13 protein-coding genes are annotated in these 13,826 nt (G+C 69.3%); 2 read left to right on the forward strand and 11 right to left on the reverse strand.

What is annotated here, in order from left to right; translation table 11 throughout:
- Window positions 1-56 precede the first annotated feature (56 nt).
- Complete coding sequence (locus tag BSY238_RS05805; RefSeq protein WP_069038302.1) at window positions 57-1,562, forward strand: efflux transporter outer membrane subunit; 1,506 nt, start codon at window positions 57-59, stop codon at window positions 1,560-1,562.
- Window positions 1,563-1,616: 54 nt separating this feature from the next.
- Entirely contained in the window at window positions 1,617-3,698 is a 2,082-nt protein-coding gene (locus BSY238_RS18505; RefSeq protein ID WP_069038303.1) for a sigma-54 interaction domain-containing protein, read from the forward strand.
- 272 nt (window positions 3,699-3,970) lie between these two features.
- On the opposite strand, the gene BSY238_RS05815 is transcribed toward BSY238_RS18505, so the two are convergent.
- From BSY238_RS05815 to BSY238_RS05860, 11 genes are all read right to left on the reverse strand, one after another.
- On the reverse strand, window positions 3,971-5,224 hold the full coding sequence (locus BSY238_RS05815; protein ID WP_069038304.1) for an Hsp70 family protein: 1,254 nt from the start codon (window positions 5,222-5,224) through the stop codon (window positions 3,971-3,973).
- A gap of 299 nt (window positions 5,225-5,523) precedes the next feature.
- Complete coding sequence (locus tag BSY238_RS05820) at window positions 5,524-6,465, reverse strand: VTT domain-containing protein (protein ID WP_069038305.1); 942 nt, start codon at window positions 6,463-6,465, stop codon at window positions 5,524-5,526.
- Between the two features lie 120 nt (window positions 6,466-6,585).
- Window positions 6,586-7,407, reverse strand: coding sequence for an ankyrin repeat domain-containing protein (locus BSY238_RS05825; RefSeq protein WP_069038306.1), 822 nt, complete (start codon window positions 7,405-7,407; stop codon window positions 6,586-6,588).
- A complete protein-coding gene (locus tag BSY238_RS05830) occupies window positions 7,404-9,098 on the reverse strand; it encodes a SagB/ThcOx family dehydrogenase (protein ID WP_069038307.1) in 1,695 nt (564 codons plus the stop codon). Before BSY238_RS05830 ends, BSY238_RS05825 begins: the two co-directional genes overlap by 4 nt.
- On the reverse strand, window positions 9,085-9,369 hold the full coding sequence (locus BSY238_RS05835; protein ID WP_069038308.1) for an RnfH family protein: 285 nt from the start codon (window positions 9,367-9,369) through the stop codon (window positions 9,085-9,087). Before BSY238_RS05835 ends, BSY238_RS05830 begins: the two co-directional genes overlap by 14 nt.
- A 12-nt stretch (window positions 9,370-9,381) precedes the next feature.
- Window positions 9,382-10,065 (reverse strand): electron transport complex subunit E, encoded by a 684-nt coding sequence (locus BSY238_RS05840; RefSeq protein WP_069038309.1) that lies wholly within the window; start codon window positions 10,063-10,065, stop codon window positions 9,382-9,384.
- A complete protein-coding gene (rsxG, locus tag BSY238_RS05845) occupies window positions 10,062-10,712 on the reverse strand; it encodes an electron transport complex subunit RsxG (RefSeq protein ID WP_069038310.1) in 651 nt (216 codons plus the stop codon). Before rsxG ends, BSY238_RS05840 begins: the two co-directional genes overlap by 4 nt.
- A complete protein-coding gene (locus BSY238_RS05850; protein ID WP_069038311.1) occupies window positions 10,709-11,782 on the reverse strand; it encodes an RnfABCDGE type electron transport complex subunit D in 1,074 nt (357 codons plus the stop codon). The genes rsxG and BSY238_RS05850 overlap by 4 nt, the downstream gene beginning before the upstream one ends.
- Window positions 11,779-13,128 carry an electron transport complex subunit RsxC gene (rsxC, locus tag BSY238_RS05855; protein WP_236952612.1) on the reverse strand — a complete coding sequence of 450 codons (1,350 nt, stop codon included), beginning with the start codon at window positions 13,126-13,128 and terminating at the stop codon, window positions 11,779-11,781. The genes BSY238_RS05850 and rsxC overlap by 4 nt, the downstream gene beginning before the upstream one ends.
- Window positions 13,112-13,285 (reverse strand): hypothetical protein, encoded by a 174-nt coding sequence (locus BSY238_RS18715; protein ID WP_223300286.1) that lies wholly within the window; start codon window positions 13,283-13,285, stop codon window positions 13,112-13,114. The genes rsxC and BSY238_RS18715 overlap by 17 nt, the downstream gene beginning before the upstream one ends.
- A 4-nt stretch (window positions 13,286-13,289) precedes the next feature.
- Window positions 13,290-13,826, reverse strand: a complete 537-nt coding sequence (locus tag BSY238_RS05860; protein WP_069038312.1) for an RnfABCDGE type electron transport complex subunit B — start codon at window positions 13,824-13,826, stop codon at window positions 13,290-13,292.

The raw sequence follows: 13,826 nt of genomic DNA on the forward strand, positions 1-13,826 counted from the left end.
GCATTGACAACGAGTAACGAGTATATAAACTTGTAACTCTTTATCAGGAGCGCGCCATGCCGTCATCCCTCCGCCGCCTGCCGACCGCCGCCGTATGGATGCTGACCGGCCTCACCCTGGGTGGCTGCGCGGTCGGCCCCGACTTCCGCCGCCCCGAGCCGCCAGCCAGTACGCACTTCGTGTCGGCCGGCGCGGTGGCCGCGCGCAGCGCCCCGGTGGGCGCGGAAGATCCTGCCCGCTGGTGGGCGGGATTCGACGACCCGCTGCTCGATCGCATCGTCGCGCGCGTGCTGGCCGGCAACCTCGACCTTGCGGTGGCGGCGGCGCGGCTCGAACAGGCACGTGCCGGGCTGGCGGTGCGCACGGCGATCCAGCGCCCGTACGGCCAGTTGGGCGCCGAGGCGGCCACCGGCCGACTGTCGATGCAGACGCCACTGGGTCGCCTGCTCGACGCGCGCCCCGGCTTTGACCGCACGGCCGACGAATACGCGCTCAACGCGGGATCCAGCTGGGAACTGGACCTGTTCGGTGGCCTGCAGCGCGGCGAGGACGCCGCCCGCGCCGACTATCTGGCGGCAGGTGCCGGCGAGGCCGGCGCACGACTGGCCGTCGTGGCGCAGGCGGCCGACACCTATATATATGTGCGGGCGCTGCAGTCGCGGCTGCAGGTGCTGCACGAACAGATCGATACGCAGCGCCGTCTGGTCGGGCTGATTGCGCTGCAGGTGTCGCGCGGTCTGGCCGCCGAACTGCAGCACGATCAGGCGCAGGGCGCGCTGGCGGAGGTCGAGGCCGCGCTGCCCGCACTCGAAGCCGGGCGCGATGCGGCGATGTTCGCGCTCGACGTGCTGACCGGCGACACCCCGGGCCACTGGCGCGCCGAACTCGAGCCGCCCGCTGCGCTGCCGCGTGCGCCGGCCATCGCCACAGCGGGTGGTCCCGCCAGCCTGATCCGCCGCCGACCCGACCTGATGGCGGCCGAGTACCGGCTGGCCGCCTCGAATGCACGCATCGGCGAAGCCATCACCGCGTACTATCCGCGCATGGCGCTGACCGGCCTGCTGGGTTTTGCCACGGCGGGTGGCGGCAGCCTGATCGCGTCGGGCGCCGCGCAGGCGCGTCTGGCCGCCGGCCTGCGCTGGCGGCTGTTCGACTTCGGGCGCGTCGATGCCGAAGTGGCTGCGGCGCGCGGTGGCGAAGCCGAAGCGCTGGCGCTGTACCGGCAGGCGGTGCTGCGCGCCACCGAAGAGGTAGAAAACGCCTTCACCACGCTGGTCAAGCGCGAGTCGCAGGCTGCGACGCTGAGCACCGGCGAGGCGGCGCTCACCCGTGCGCGCGAGCGCGCCTTCGCGGCCTGGCAGGGCGGCGTGGTCAGTCTGGTCGAGGTGCTCGACGCCGACAGCCGACTGCTGCGCACGCGCGACGCCCGCATCCAGGCTGAAGCCGACGCGGCGCGCGCCGCGGTGGCGTCGTTCCGCGCGCTGGGCGGCGGCTGGCAGCCGGCCGTGACGGATGACACGCGGCCACGACCGGTCGCGGGTACGCTGGGCAGCGACGGGTAAGGTTGGCGCTGCCGCGCCGGTCTGATCGAGGGTCCAGCGACCCCGTGATGACCGATGCCCGCGATACCCCCGCACCCACACCCGCCCGTTTCCTTCCGCCTTCCGCTGCCGGAAACCGACGCGCGCTCCGCCCACGCCAGCGAGCTGGTGAAGCCGCCCGCCCGCGGGCTGGTCATCGCCTTCATCGTCGCGACCGTGATCAGCGTGGTGCTGGCCAGCGCGGTTTACCTGCAGACGCGGGCGCTCGAACAGGCGTCGGAAAGACTGTTCACGATGCGCCTGCCCGCGCTGGAGGCGATCTCGAGCCTGCGCGGACCTATCGCAGCACAGCAGGCGATCCTGTACCGCTATTACGCCAGCCGCGACGTGGACGAATTCCGGCAGCTGTATCGCAGCAATCACGCCATGCTGCTGACCCATCTGAACAAGCTGGAGCACGCGCTCGACGACCAGGACGCAACGATCTGCCGCATCGGGCTGGGCGAGGTGCAGAGCCTGGCGGAACAGCTGGAGACTGCATTGTCGAGCCCGCGTCCGAATGATGGCGCAGCGATGGCGCTGCTGTCGCAGGTGGGCATGCATGCCGACCAGATGGGCGGCGAACTGGCAGGTATCGTCGAAGACATCCGCCGCGAATTCAGCGCCAGCGTCGAGGAAACCCACGCGGCGACGCGCTTCATCGCCTTCATCGTCTATGGCTACTCGGGTTTCCTGCTGCTGCTCGGCACGCTGGTGGCGTTCAACCTGAAGCGCTATTTCGACGCCAGCAGCCACCAGCGCACGATCGCGCTGTTTCCCGAGCGCAACCCGTCGGCCGTGCTGCGGCTGGACGGCACCGGTGTGGTCACCTACGCCAACCCGGGTGCGCGCGACCTGCTGGCGGGCGTCGGTCATGCCGGCGGCGAGCCGCAGCGGCTGTTGCCGGACGATCTCGCCGAGCGGCTGCGCGCGCTGCGCGAGGCCACTCCGCCGTCGGCCGACTGGGAATACCCGGTGGGCGGGCGCGTCCTGCACTGCAAGGCGCACTACATCGAACAGGATCAGGTGTTCCACGCCTACCCGGTGGACGTGACCGCGCAACGCGACGCCGAACGCGCGTTGAACGATGCGCTGGGTCAAGTCAGCGAACTGGGCAAGCGTCTGGCCGACGAGAACGTCTACCTGAAGGCGGAAATGCTGACCGCGACGCCGTCATCGGACATCGTCGGCCAGAGCCCGAAGCTGAACGAGGTGCTGGCGCGCATCGACCAGGTCGCCGGCACCTCGGCCACCGTGCTCATCCTCGGCGAAAGCGGCGTCGGCAAAGAATCCTTGGCGCGCGCACTGCATGATCGCAGCGACCGCAAGGACAAGCCCTTCATCAAGCTCAACTGCGCGGCCATCCCGGCGAATCTGGTCGAAAGCGAACTGTTCGGCCACGAAAAAGGCGCCTTCACCGGTGCGGCGACACGCCGGCTCGGCCGCTTCGAACTGGCCGACGGCGGCACGCTGTTCCTCGACGAAATCGGCGAACTGCCGCCGGACACCCAGGCCAAGCTGCTGCGCGTGCTGCAGGAACACGAATTCGAGCGCGTCGGCGGACAGGCCACAATCAAGGTCGATGTGCGCATCGTCGTCGCCACCCACCGCGACCTCAAGGCCATGGTGAAGGACGGCAGCTTCCGCGCCGACCTGTACTACCGCATCAACGTGTTCCCGGTCGAACTGCCGCCGCTGCGCCAGCGGCGCGAAGACGTTCCGGCACTGGTCGCACATTTCCTGAAGAAATTCTCGACCGAGCACGGCAAGGCGATAGATGGCGTGTCGGCACGCGCACTGGAGCGGCTGCAGGCCTACGACTGGCCGGGCAACATCCGAGAGCTGCAGAACGTGATCGAGCGCGCCACCATCGTGTGCCGCGGCAGCGTGCTCGATGTGCCGCCGCTGGGCGACAACGCCGGTCCGTCGTCACCGACTCCAGCCACCGCCGTCGATCTCGAATCGGTCGAACGCCGCCACATCACCCAGATGCTGAGCGACCACAACTGGGTCATCGAAGGCAAATCCGGCGCCGCCGCCGCCCTCGGTCTGGCCGCCGGCACACTGCGCTCGCGCATGAAGAAACTCGGCATCGAGCGCCCGCGGGCAGTTGGGTAGGTAGGCGCCTTTCCGGGCATTGTCGACTGTGGGAGCGGTGTCGACTGTGGGAGCGGCGGCCTCGCCGCGATACGCACGTTGATCATCGATCATCGCTGCGCTGATCGCGGCGAGGGCGGAGCGGGGGTTTCGGCGAGCATTGCTCGCCGCCCGCAGAGCCGGCCGGCCATGCAGGGCCGGCAGTGGATCGCCGCTCCCACAAAACCACCGCTGCTCCCGCAGTGCCGCTCGCAAAACTGCTGCCGCGACACCTGCGGCCGGGCAACGGCCGATCAACCGTAGCGCTGCCTCGCCACGACGGCCAGGCCGCAGCCGACGCTGCCATACAGGTCGCCCTCGACCGGGCGCGCTTTCGGAAAGCGCCGGGACAGCGCATCACGCAGCACCGGCACGGCGCTCGAGCCACCGGTGAAGAACAGCGTGTCGAGCGTGTCCGCACGCACGCCGGCGTGATCGAGGCAGCGCTGCGCGGCGGCGCACACCCGTTCGATCTCGGCTGCGATGGCGGCTTCGAACTGCGGGCGCGTCAGGGTCACCGCCAGTCCGGCTTCCGCCACATCGAGATCGAGCTCGCAGGCGAGCGCCTGAGACAGTTCGATCTTTGCCGCTTCCGAGCGCATGGCGATGCGGTGGCCGCTGCGTTCGCGCACCACGCGCAGCAGGCGGTCAAAGCGCTTCGTGTCGACCACGTCGAGCCGCATGTCCTGCAGGCTGGCCAGCACGGCGCGCGGATAGGCAAGATGGATGGTGTGCCAGGTGGCGAGCTGGAAATAGGTGGTGTTGGGCAGGATGGCGCCGCTGGCCAGCAGGCCGCCCATGCCCAGTTCCGGCATGACGCAGGAGAGCGACAGCCGCTTGTCGAAATCGGTGCCGCCGATATGCACGCCGCTGGTGCCCAGCAGGTCGGCGCTGCGGTCAGTCGCGTTGCGCCGCTCGGGCGACAGGCGCACCAAGGAAAAGTCGGACGTGCCGCCGCCGATGTCGACCACCAGCACCAGGGATTCCCGGTCGACGGTCTGCTCGAAAGCATGCGCCGCGGCGATCGGTTCGAACTGGAAACTGACGTCACGAAAGCCCAGTCCGCGCACGATCTGCGCCAGCGTGTCTTCGGCCAGCTGGTCGGCTTCGCGGTCATCGTCGACGAAATACACCGGCCGGCCGATGACCACCTGGTCGAAGCCGCAGCGCGCCGCGGTTTCGGCGCGCTTGCGGATTTCGGCCAGAAAGCCGCCGATCAGGTCGCGGAATGCGAGATGACGGCCGCCGACATCGGTGCCGGTATCCATCAGGCCGCTGCCGAGCAGGCTTTTCATCGAACGCATCAGCCGCCCCTCGTAACCTTCGAGGTATTCGTTCAGCGCGGCGCGGCCGAACGACATCGTGTCTTCGTCGAGATTGAAGAACACGGCCGACGGCAGCGTCAGCCGACCCGCTTCCAGCGGCAACAGACGGGCGACTGCACCGTCGTGCACCGCGGCGGTGGAGTTGGAGGTACCGAAATCGATGCCGCAGGCGGTCAGGCTCATGATGCGTTCAACCTGAAAACCTCATTTGATCGACGCCATGGGTATGGTTGGCGGGGCGTACGGCAAGGCGCGAGGACGCGGCAGGATGGCTACCTGCAAGGACGAGCAACGCAGCCGGGCACCCCGCCGGCCGTGCACAGGGCGGCGAAGCGCGCTCACCCGGAGGGCGAAGGCCTGGCGAAAGCAGGAAAGTTGCAAGGGCAATGTCTTCCATCGATGTTTCAAGCGATCAACTGAGGTGTTCAGGTTCAGTGCAGGGACAACACGGGCGCGCAGCCTACGGCGCTGCGCAAGCCGGGTCAAACGCCGGCGGCCGGTTCGATCATTTCCAGACGGTAGCCGGCTGCCTTCCAGCCGTCGATGCCGCCGAGCAACGGCCGCGCGTCGACGATGCCGGCCGCGCGCAGCTTCAAGGTGGCGCGCACTGCCGACACGTCATTCGGGCACGCGCAATACACGATGACGGGCCGGTCGCGCGGCAGCCGATGCGCCGCGGCATCGATATGTTCGAGCGCGATGTGCAGCGCGCCCGGGATGCGCACCGGTTCGGCATCGGCGATCAACGCGGAGCGCACGTCGATGACCGTCACGTCGACGCCGCTGTCGAGCATGTCCAGCAGGTCGGCGGGCGCCAGCCTGACCGCGCGCAGCGCCTTCATCGCGCGCTGGCGGTCGAACCAGCGGTAACCGACATACAGCGCGAGCAGCGTGCCGACCGCGGCGGCAGCCGCTGAACCAAGTCCGGCCAGATAGTCGAGCACGACGCCGATCTGTTCGTGGAACACCAGCCCGATGGCCAGCGCGGCACCGGCCCACAGCAGCGCACCGGCGGTGTTGAACAGCATGAAGGCGCTCGGCCGCATGCCCAGCGCACCGGCCAGCGGCGGGGCCAGCGTGGACAGGCCGGGCACGAACTTGGCGATCACCAGCGTGGCCAGTCCGTAACGCGTGAAGGTCGATTCGCTGGTGCGCACGCAGGTGTCGGGCGACAGCGAAATGCGGCACAGCAGCTTCAGCACGCGATGGCCGTGACGCCGTCCGGCGACATACCAGGCCAGATCACCCAGCGTTGACGCGAGCACTGCCACCAGCAGCGCGATCACGCCGTACATCGGTTCGTCCGCCACGCGCGCGCCGGCCAGCATGACCAGCGGCATGGCCGGAATCGGCAACCCGAGCTGTTCCGCCAGCACCACTGCAAACAACAGCCACAGGCCGTATTCGGCCAGCAATCCACTCACGTCTTTCCCCTGCAGACTCGCGCATCGGTCAACGATGACACATCGTCGTGACGCGATGCGCCTTGTCAGCCGCACATGGGGACAAAAGCCGGAATTGCGACCCGCGCTGGCCGGATCATTTCACCGCACCGTGTGACGCAACAGGCGCAGGCATTCGGCGGTGGCCGCGAGATCGGCGGCGAGGTAATCGTCATCGGTGCGGATCATCGGGTCAGCGCCGCATTCGAGCAGCAGCGCCAGCATGTCGTGCTTGCCGCTGGATGCGGTGTACATCAGTGCCGTGGCGCCGGTGTCGTTGCGGTTGTCGAGATCGATGCCGGCAGCCACCAGCGCACGCACGATGACGGCCTGACCGGACACGCAGCCCAGCCACAGCGCGTTGTTGCCGTCACCGTTGCGCCGGTCGACGGCAACCCCGAGCGCCAGCAGTTCGGACACGAGGTCGGCCCGGCCGGACAGCGCCGCGCGCATCAGTGGCGTCAGGCCGTGTTCGCGCGGCGCGTCGAGATCGGTGGCGTCGAAGCCCTGTTCGGCCACGAAGGCCTGCAGTGCAGCCGAACCACCGGCCGACGAAGGCTGCCCGGCACTTGCCGATGCGCGCCGTTCAAGCGCCGCGGCAAGCGCGTCGTGACCGCCGTCGACGCTGTAGACCTCGGCGTAGCGGAAGTCGGCGAACATGCCCGCCCAGGTCTTGCTGGCGTTGCCGCGATAGCAGTAGATGAGCACTGGCGTCGCGCGGCCGACCGTCTGCATCGCGGCGCCGAACCCGGCTTCGGTCAGGTGCTGTGCGCCGGCGATGTGCGCGCGCTCGAAGCTGGCACGGTCGCGCGTGTCGAACAGCGCCAGCGATGCAAGCGCGCCGCTGCGATGGCGCAGCAGCAGGTCGGCCGCCTGGTCGGCGGGAATGCAGCGATGGCGGGAAGCGGTCGCGTGGTCGTTCATGGCGTGGGTTCCGATGCGGCCGGTGTGCGCTGCGCGTAGGCCGGCGATGATTCGATGCGCGCATCGTCGATCGCGCGCCCGAGGGTGAAGTGGTACAGCGTCTGGTGCGCCGTGCCTTCGAGGCCGATCAGCTCGTGCACCGCGTCGTCGAAGAAGCAGCCGATGCCGGTGCCGCGCAGGCCCATCGCTTCCGCCTCGGCATAGAGCACCTGGCCGATCAGCCCGGCCTGCCGGTGCAGGTCGCGATAGTTGGCGGCAGACGCCGCCAGCGCAGCTTCGAATTCGCACAGCATGCCGAGCGCAACACAGCCGTTGGCGGCAATGTCCTGATGGCAGTGCAGGCTGCGTGCCAGCCGCGCAAGCGCCATCGGCTCCATCGCCGCCAGCTGGTAGAGCGGCACTGCGGCATCGTCCACCGGCAGCAGGTCGTGCTGACGGGCCAGCCGCGCCGGCACACCCTGTTCGACACCGCCACGCGACAGCAGATAGACCCCGGGCGACAGGCCTTCGACGCGGTGCACGAACAGCAGCAGGTCGATGCGCCAGCCACCGGGCAGCGCGTCCCAGGGCATGCCGCCGGACGGCTGCAGGCGTTCCAGCAGACGATCGAAGGCGTCGCGCGCCATGACCGTCCGCGGGTCGAAGCGCTGCGCGCTGCGCCGCCCGAGCAACACCTCGCCGATCGATCGCCCGCGTCTTGCGGGCGCGGCAGCCGCGCGTGTTGCGCGTGCGCCTGCCGGATGCCCGGCGGCAACGGGCGCGGCGCCCTGCACGGCATCGCGCGTGGCGGCCGCCACCTCGCCCACCGCCGCCCAGCGATACATCGGATGGCGGTCCACCGTGCTCGCCGGTCCGAACCACTGCACGGCATCGATGGCGGGCAGCGGCAGCGCATCGTTGCCGTCGCAGCCTATGCCGAGCAGCAGTTCGGCCTCCTCGATTTCGGTATCGATGGCGCGGCGCGCCGGAAAATCCTGCAGGCGATCGGTGCCGACGAGCGCCGCCAGCGACGCCGCGTCGATGTCCGGCTGCGCCTTTAGCGTCCAGCCAAGCACGGCCGCCGCGTAGCGCATCGCACCGACTGCGTGACCGGTGTCCAGCTGACAATAGCGGAAAGCGCGCTCGCCGTATTTCCACGCCTCGCGCCACATGACCGACGTCAGCACGATGTGCACGCCGGCGCTCCCGGTGGCACGTACGCCGTGGCGGGCGCGGCATTCAAGCTCGTGCGTTTCGGGAAGGTAGTGGTACAGCCCGTCGGCGAGCGCGTCGAGCCCGCGTATCACCAGGTAGGCCTCCACCGGGTGCAGGTTGCCGCTGGATGGATTGGCGCGCACCGCCCAGCGGTCAGGGCCGCTCGATTTCCATGCCGTCAGGCCGAGCGACAGGTGCAGCAGCGCCCCCAGCGTGTGCAGCGACAGCGGCAACGGCAGCAGCGGCGTGTCGAGTGCGGCAAAATCCAGATCGAGTCGCGGCCGGGCCGGATTGGCGTCGTCGGTCGCCAGCGGCAGCGCGCGGCGCGGCGCGCCGTCGAAGTGCCGGAACGCCGCCGGCTGCGCGTCCCAGTCCAGCGTTTCCGGGCCGGCGGCGTAGCCGGCGTAACGGTGGCGGGTGCGCACGTGATAGGCGCGCACGACCTCGGCAGCAGACGCGGACGCGTCCGGCGCAGACCGCGTTTCAGTCGTCGTCATCGTCGTCCGACATGCCGTTCTTGCGCGGCACCGTTTCCGGGTCGCAGATGATCGGTCGATATATTTCGATGCGGTCGCCCGGGCGCAACGGTGCGTCCTTCTTCACCACCTTGCCGAATACGCCGACCTTCTGCCGGCTGAGGTCGATGTCCGGGCACAGCTTCAGGATGCCCGACAGTTCGATGCCTTCGGCCACCGTGCAGGCATCCGGCACGTCGATCTTCAGCCAGTGGCTGGCGACACTGCCCGCATAGGCAACGGCAATCCGCATGGCGCGCCTCCTTCAGTGAGCGGCCTGCGCGCCGGTCAGCGCAGCCGCACGCCGATCGGCGCGCCGCTGCAGCCAGCGGCGTCCCGCGATCAGCAGGCCGAGAGCGAGAAATCCGCCCGGCGGCAGGATCATGAACAGCGCGCCGGAATCCGCCGGCAGCACCTTCGTTTCGAGAAATGCGAAATGCGGCCCGAGCAGCAGATGTGCATTCGCGAACAGCGTGCCGGCACCGGTGATTTCGCGCAGCGCGCCCATCACCGTCAGCGCCAGCGTGAAGCCGAGGCCGGTCGCCAGACCGTCGAACGCCGACAGCGCCGCCGACTGGCGCGACGCGAAGGCTTCGGCGCGGCCGAGCACCGCGCAATTGACGACGATCAGCGCGATGAAGATGCCGAGCACCTTGTACAGGTCGTGGAACCAGGCGTTCAGGCACATATCGACCAGCGTCACCATGCCGGCTATCAGCACGATGAAGACCGGAATGCGCACCTCGTCGCTGACCCAGTGACGCAGCGACGAAATGAGCGCATTCGACATGACCAGCACGACCATCGTCGCCAGACCCATGCCCAGACCGTTGGTCGCGCTGCTGGTCACCGCCATCGCGGGACACAGGCCGAGCATCTGGCCGAGCACCGCATTGTTGTCCCACAGGCCGTCGCGCGCGACGGTCTTCGCTGACGGACTGTCACTCATGGCTTCTCCCCGCTGACCGGCACCGCCTCGCCGCTCGCTTCAGCCGTCAGTTCCGGGCGGTGCGCGGCGAGAAATTCGAGGCCTTTCTTCACCGTGGCGACGACCGCGCGCGGCGTGATGGTCGCGCCGGCGAACTGGTCGAAGTCGCCGCCATCCTTCTTCACCGCCCAGCGCGCCGGTGCCGGCTGCTGCAGCGACTTGCCGTCGAAGAAACGTATCCAGTCATGCCGCGCGACCTCGATCTTGTCGCCCAGGCCCGGTGTTTCGTTGTGCTTCGTCACCCGCACGCCTACGATGCGGCCGTCGACATCGACCGCCATCAGCAGCACGATGCGCCCGCCGTAGCCGTAGCCCGACATTTCGAACAGCAGCGCCCGCAACACGCCCTGCTTGCGGGCGCGATGCACGGTCAGCGGCGCACCGTCCGGCCCGGCCAGCTGCAGCGTGTCGGTCAGCAGGTTGTTGTCGGCATAGCCGGCCGGCAGGATCTGTTCGAGCTGCAGCCGCGTGTCATCCGATTGCGCCTGCGCGATCTGCTCGCGCGTGGCGAACTGACCGACGGCGAGGAAGGCGGTGGTGACCAGCATCACCACGCCCAGCGAGGCGCCCGGAAACCACAGTGCGTCAGGTGCGCGCGAACCGCTCATCGCGTGACCTCCTGTGCCCGACGCGCGTCCAGTGGCTTGCCGCCGATGCGCCGGCCGAAGATGCGCGGCCGGGCCCACAGGTCAAGCAGGGGTGTGGCGGCATTCATCAGCAGGATGGCGAAGCCGACACCTTCCGGATAGCCGCCCCAGGTGCGGATCAACCACGTCAGCAGGCCGGCGCCGAGCGCGAATATCCACTGCCCGAACGGCGCACTGGGCGAGGTGACATAGTCGGTGGCGATGAAGAAGGCGCACAGCAGCGCACCGCCCGACAGCAGATGGGTGGACGCCGGCAGGAAGGCCTGCGGCGCCGCAGCGTGCGCGATGGCTGCGGGAATGCACAGACCGGCGAGGAAGCCGACCGGAATGCGCAGGCCGATGACGCGCTTGAACACCAGGAACAGCCCGCCGGCGCCGATCAGCAGCGCCGACGTTTCGCCGAGGCTGCCGGCCCGCAGGCCCAGCAGCGCCTCGTCTGGCAGAAAGCCGTGCATCGCATCGACCAGCGTCAGGCCTCGTCCGAGTTCGGTCTTCACGTGGCCGAGCAGCGAGGCGCTGGTCAGCGCATCGGGGATGCCCCCGTTCAGGCCGATGGCGATCGCCTGCGCGAGGTCGGTGCCCTGGGCCAGCACCTGCGGGCTCACCCACTGCGTCATGTGAACCGGGAACGACACCAGCAGAACGGTGCGTCCCACCATGGCCGGATTGAAAACGTTGCAGCCGAGCCCGCCGAACACCTGCTTGGCGATGACGATGGAAATGAAGCCTCCAAGCACGCCGATCCACCAAGGTGCCCAGGGCGGCAGCGACATGGCGAGCAGCCAGCCGGTCAGCGCGGCCGAGCCGTCCGACAGCACCGGTGCGACGCGCCGGCCGGACCCCTGCAGGCACAGTGCTTCGGCCAGTACGCAGGACAGCACGGTGACCGCCCACAGACAGAAGGCCGGCCAGCCGAACTGCCAGAAGCCGGCCACGGTGGCCGGCACCAGGGCCGCCATGACGAGCGCCATGATCTGGCCGCTGGTGCGCCGCGACAGCGCATGCGGCGACGCCTGCACCGGCGTGTTCATGCCGATTCCTCGTGCGAGGCGGCCGCCTTCGCCGCCGCTTCGGCCGCTTGTGCGGCCGCGCGTTCGGCCTTGCGGCGGGCGTGCATTTCGGCCTTTTCACGCGCCTCGCGTTCATGGCGCGCGGCGCGCGCCTCGGTCAGTTCGCGCACCTCGTCGAGCCGCTTGCGTTCGCGTTCGCGCGCCATCAGTTCGCCGCGGGCGTGCGCGAAGTACTGCACCAGCGGTATGCGCGACGGGCACACATAGCCGCAGGCGCCGCAGGTGAGGCAGTCGCGCAGGCCGATGTCCTCGGCCTGCTCCAGTTCGCCGGCATGGATGCGGTTGGCCATTTCCAGCGGCATCAGGCCGACCGGACAGGCCACGACGCAACTGCCGCAGCGGATGCAGGCGCTCGGCTCGCGTGCACCGACTTCGGCCGCGGTCAGCGCCAGCACGCCGCTGGCACCCTTGCCGACCGGCACGTCGAGGTCGGGCACGGCCACACCCATCATCGGTCCGCCGACCACCAGCCGGGCCGGCTCGCGAGTCAGTCCGCCTGCGCGCTCGACCAGCCATGACAGCGGCGTGCCGACGCGCGCGCGCATGTTGCGCGGCGCCGCGACGGCACCACCGGCCACCGTGATCACCCGCTCGGTCAGCGCTTCGCCGTGGCGCAGCGCGCGCCACACCGCCGCCGCCGTGCCCACGTTGTGCACCACCACGCCGACATCGGCCGCCCGCCCGCCGGCAGGCGGCTCGACCCCGAGCAGGGTGTGGATGAGCTGGCGCTCGGCACCCATCGGGTAACGGCTCGGAATGCGCACGACCGACACTTCCGGGTAGGGATGCGCCGCCACCTTCATGGCGTCGATGGCATCCGGCTTGTTGTCCTCGATGCCCACCAGCAGATGCTGCGCCCCGGTGGCGCGCAGCAGCAGGCGCGCCCCTTCGATGATGTCGCTGGCGCACTCCTGCATCAGCCGGTCGTCGCATGACAGGTAAGGCTCGCATTCGCTGCCGTTGAGGATGACGGTGTGTATGCCGCTGCGCTGGCCGAGCGCCAGCTTGACCGCGGCCGGAAACGCGGCGCCGCCCATGCCGACGACCCCGGCGGCAGCGACTCGACGGGCAATCTCTTCCGGCGCCAGATTGATCGGATACGGTTCGACGTCGCGCGGCGCCCAGCGGTCGAGACCATCCGGGCGCAGCGTGATGCCCTGCCCGGGCAGTCCGGACGGATGCGGCATCGGCGCGTCGCCGATCGCCATCACGGTGCCGGAGGTCGAAGCATGCACGTGCGCCGACACATGGCCGACCGCCTCGGCCACCAGCTGACCGCGCAGCACGTGGTCACCGACCTTCACCACCGGGCGCGCCGGCCTGCTGCGACAGCGGCAGCACCAGCAGCGGCGGCAACCCGGCATCGGCGATGGCCAGCCCGGCCGCCGGGAACTTGTGGCTGTCCGGATGGATGCCCCAGCGCGTGAGCAGGCGCCGGATCGGCGGGATGACGACGTGAGCCATGACGTCAGGCCGCCATCGGTGGCTTCGGCATCACCCAGGTGCCTGCGGTGGTCGGCAGTTCCTGCATCGTGATGGCACCGGTCGGGCACTTCTCGGCGCACTGGTTGCAGCCGGTACACGCTTCGACGAACACGCCGTGCAGCTGCTTCATCGCGCCGACGATGGCGTCCGACGGACACAGGCGGTAGCACTTGGTGCAGCCGATGCAGATCGCGTCCTCGATGACCGCGATCTTCGGCGCTTCATCCATATCGTCGTCGCCCAGCGTGATGCCGAGGTGTCCGGCGATCGCCAGCGCCACGACCTTGCCGCCCGGCGGGCAGCAGGTCGGCGACGCCTCGCCCTCGACGATGGCCTGCGCCGCACCTTCACATCCGGGGAAGCCGCACTGACCGCAATTGGCGGCCGGCAGCATGGCCACGATCTCTTCCACGCGGCTGTCGCCCTCGACGGCGAACTTGCGCGCCGCCACACCGAGCACGACGCCAAGACCTGAGCCGATGGCGGCCAGGCTCATCACTGCGGTGATCATCTGTTCCAT

The organism is Methyloversatilis sp. RAC08 (assembly GCF_001713355.1).
Taxonomy (GTDB): Bacteria; Pseudomonadota; Gammaproteobacteria; order Burkholderiales; family Rhodocyclaceae; genus Methyloversatilis.

Excerpts from the sequence above, each read along its gene's own strand:
- BSY238_RS05805 (WP_069038302.1), top strand. The coding sequence starts at position 57 with ATGCCGTCATCCCTCCGCCGCCTGCCGACCGCCGCCGTATGGATGCTG.
- BSY238_RS18505 (WP_069038303.1), top strand. The coding sequence starts at position 1,617 with ATGCCCGCGATACCCCCGCACCCACACCCGCCCGTTTCCTTCCGCCTT.
- BSY238_RS05815 (WP_069038304.1), bottom strand. The coding sequence starts at position 5,224 with ATGAGCCTGACCGCCTGCGGCATCGATTTCGGTACCTCCAACTCCACC.
- BSY238_RS05825 (WP_069038306.1), bottom strand. The coding sequence starts at position 7,407 with ATGAACGACCACGCGACCGCTTCCCGCCATCGCTGCATTCCCGCCGAC.
- BSY238_RS05830 (WP_069038307.1), bottom strand. The coding sequence starts at position 9,098 with ATGACGACGACTGAAACGCGGTCTGCGCCGGACGCGTCCGCGTCTGCT.
- BSY238_RS05835 (WP_069038308.1), bottom strand. The coding sequence starts at position 9,369 with ATGCGGATTGCCGTTGCCTATGCGGGCAGTGTCGCCAGCCACTGGCTG.
- BSY238_RS05840 (WP_069038309.1), bottom strand. The coding sequence starts at position 10,065 with ATGAGTGACAGTCCGTCAGCGAAGACCGTCGCGCGCGACGGCCTGTGG.
- rsxG (WP_069038310.1), bottom strand. The coding sequence starts at position 10,712 with ATGAGCGGTTCGCGCGCACCTGACGCACTGTGGTTTCCGGGCGCCTCG.
- BSY238_RS05850 (WP_069038311.1), bottom strand. The coding sequence starts at position 11,782 with ATGAACACGCCGGTGCAGGCGTCGCCGCATGCGCTGTCGCGGCGCACC.
- BSY238_RS18715 (WP_223300286.1), bottom strand. The coding sequence starts at position 13,285 with ATGGCTCACGTCGTCATCCCGCCGATCCGGCGCCTGCTCACGCGCTGG.
- BSY238_RS05860 (WP_069038312.1), bottom strand. The coding sequence starts at position 13,826 with ATGGAACAGATGATCACCGCAGTGATGAGCCTGGCCGCCATCGGCTCA.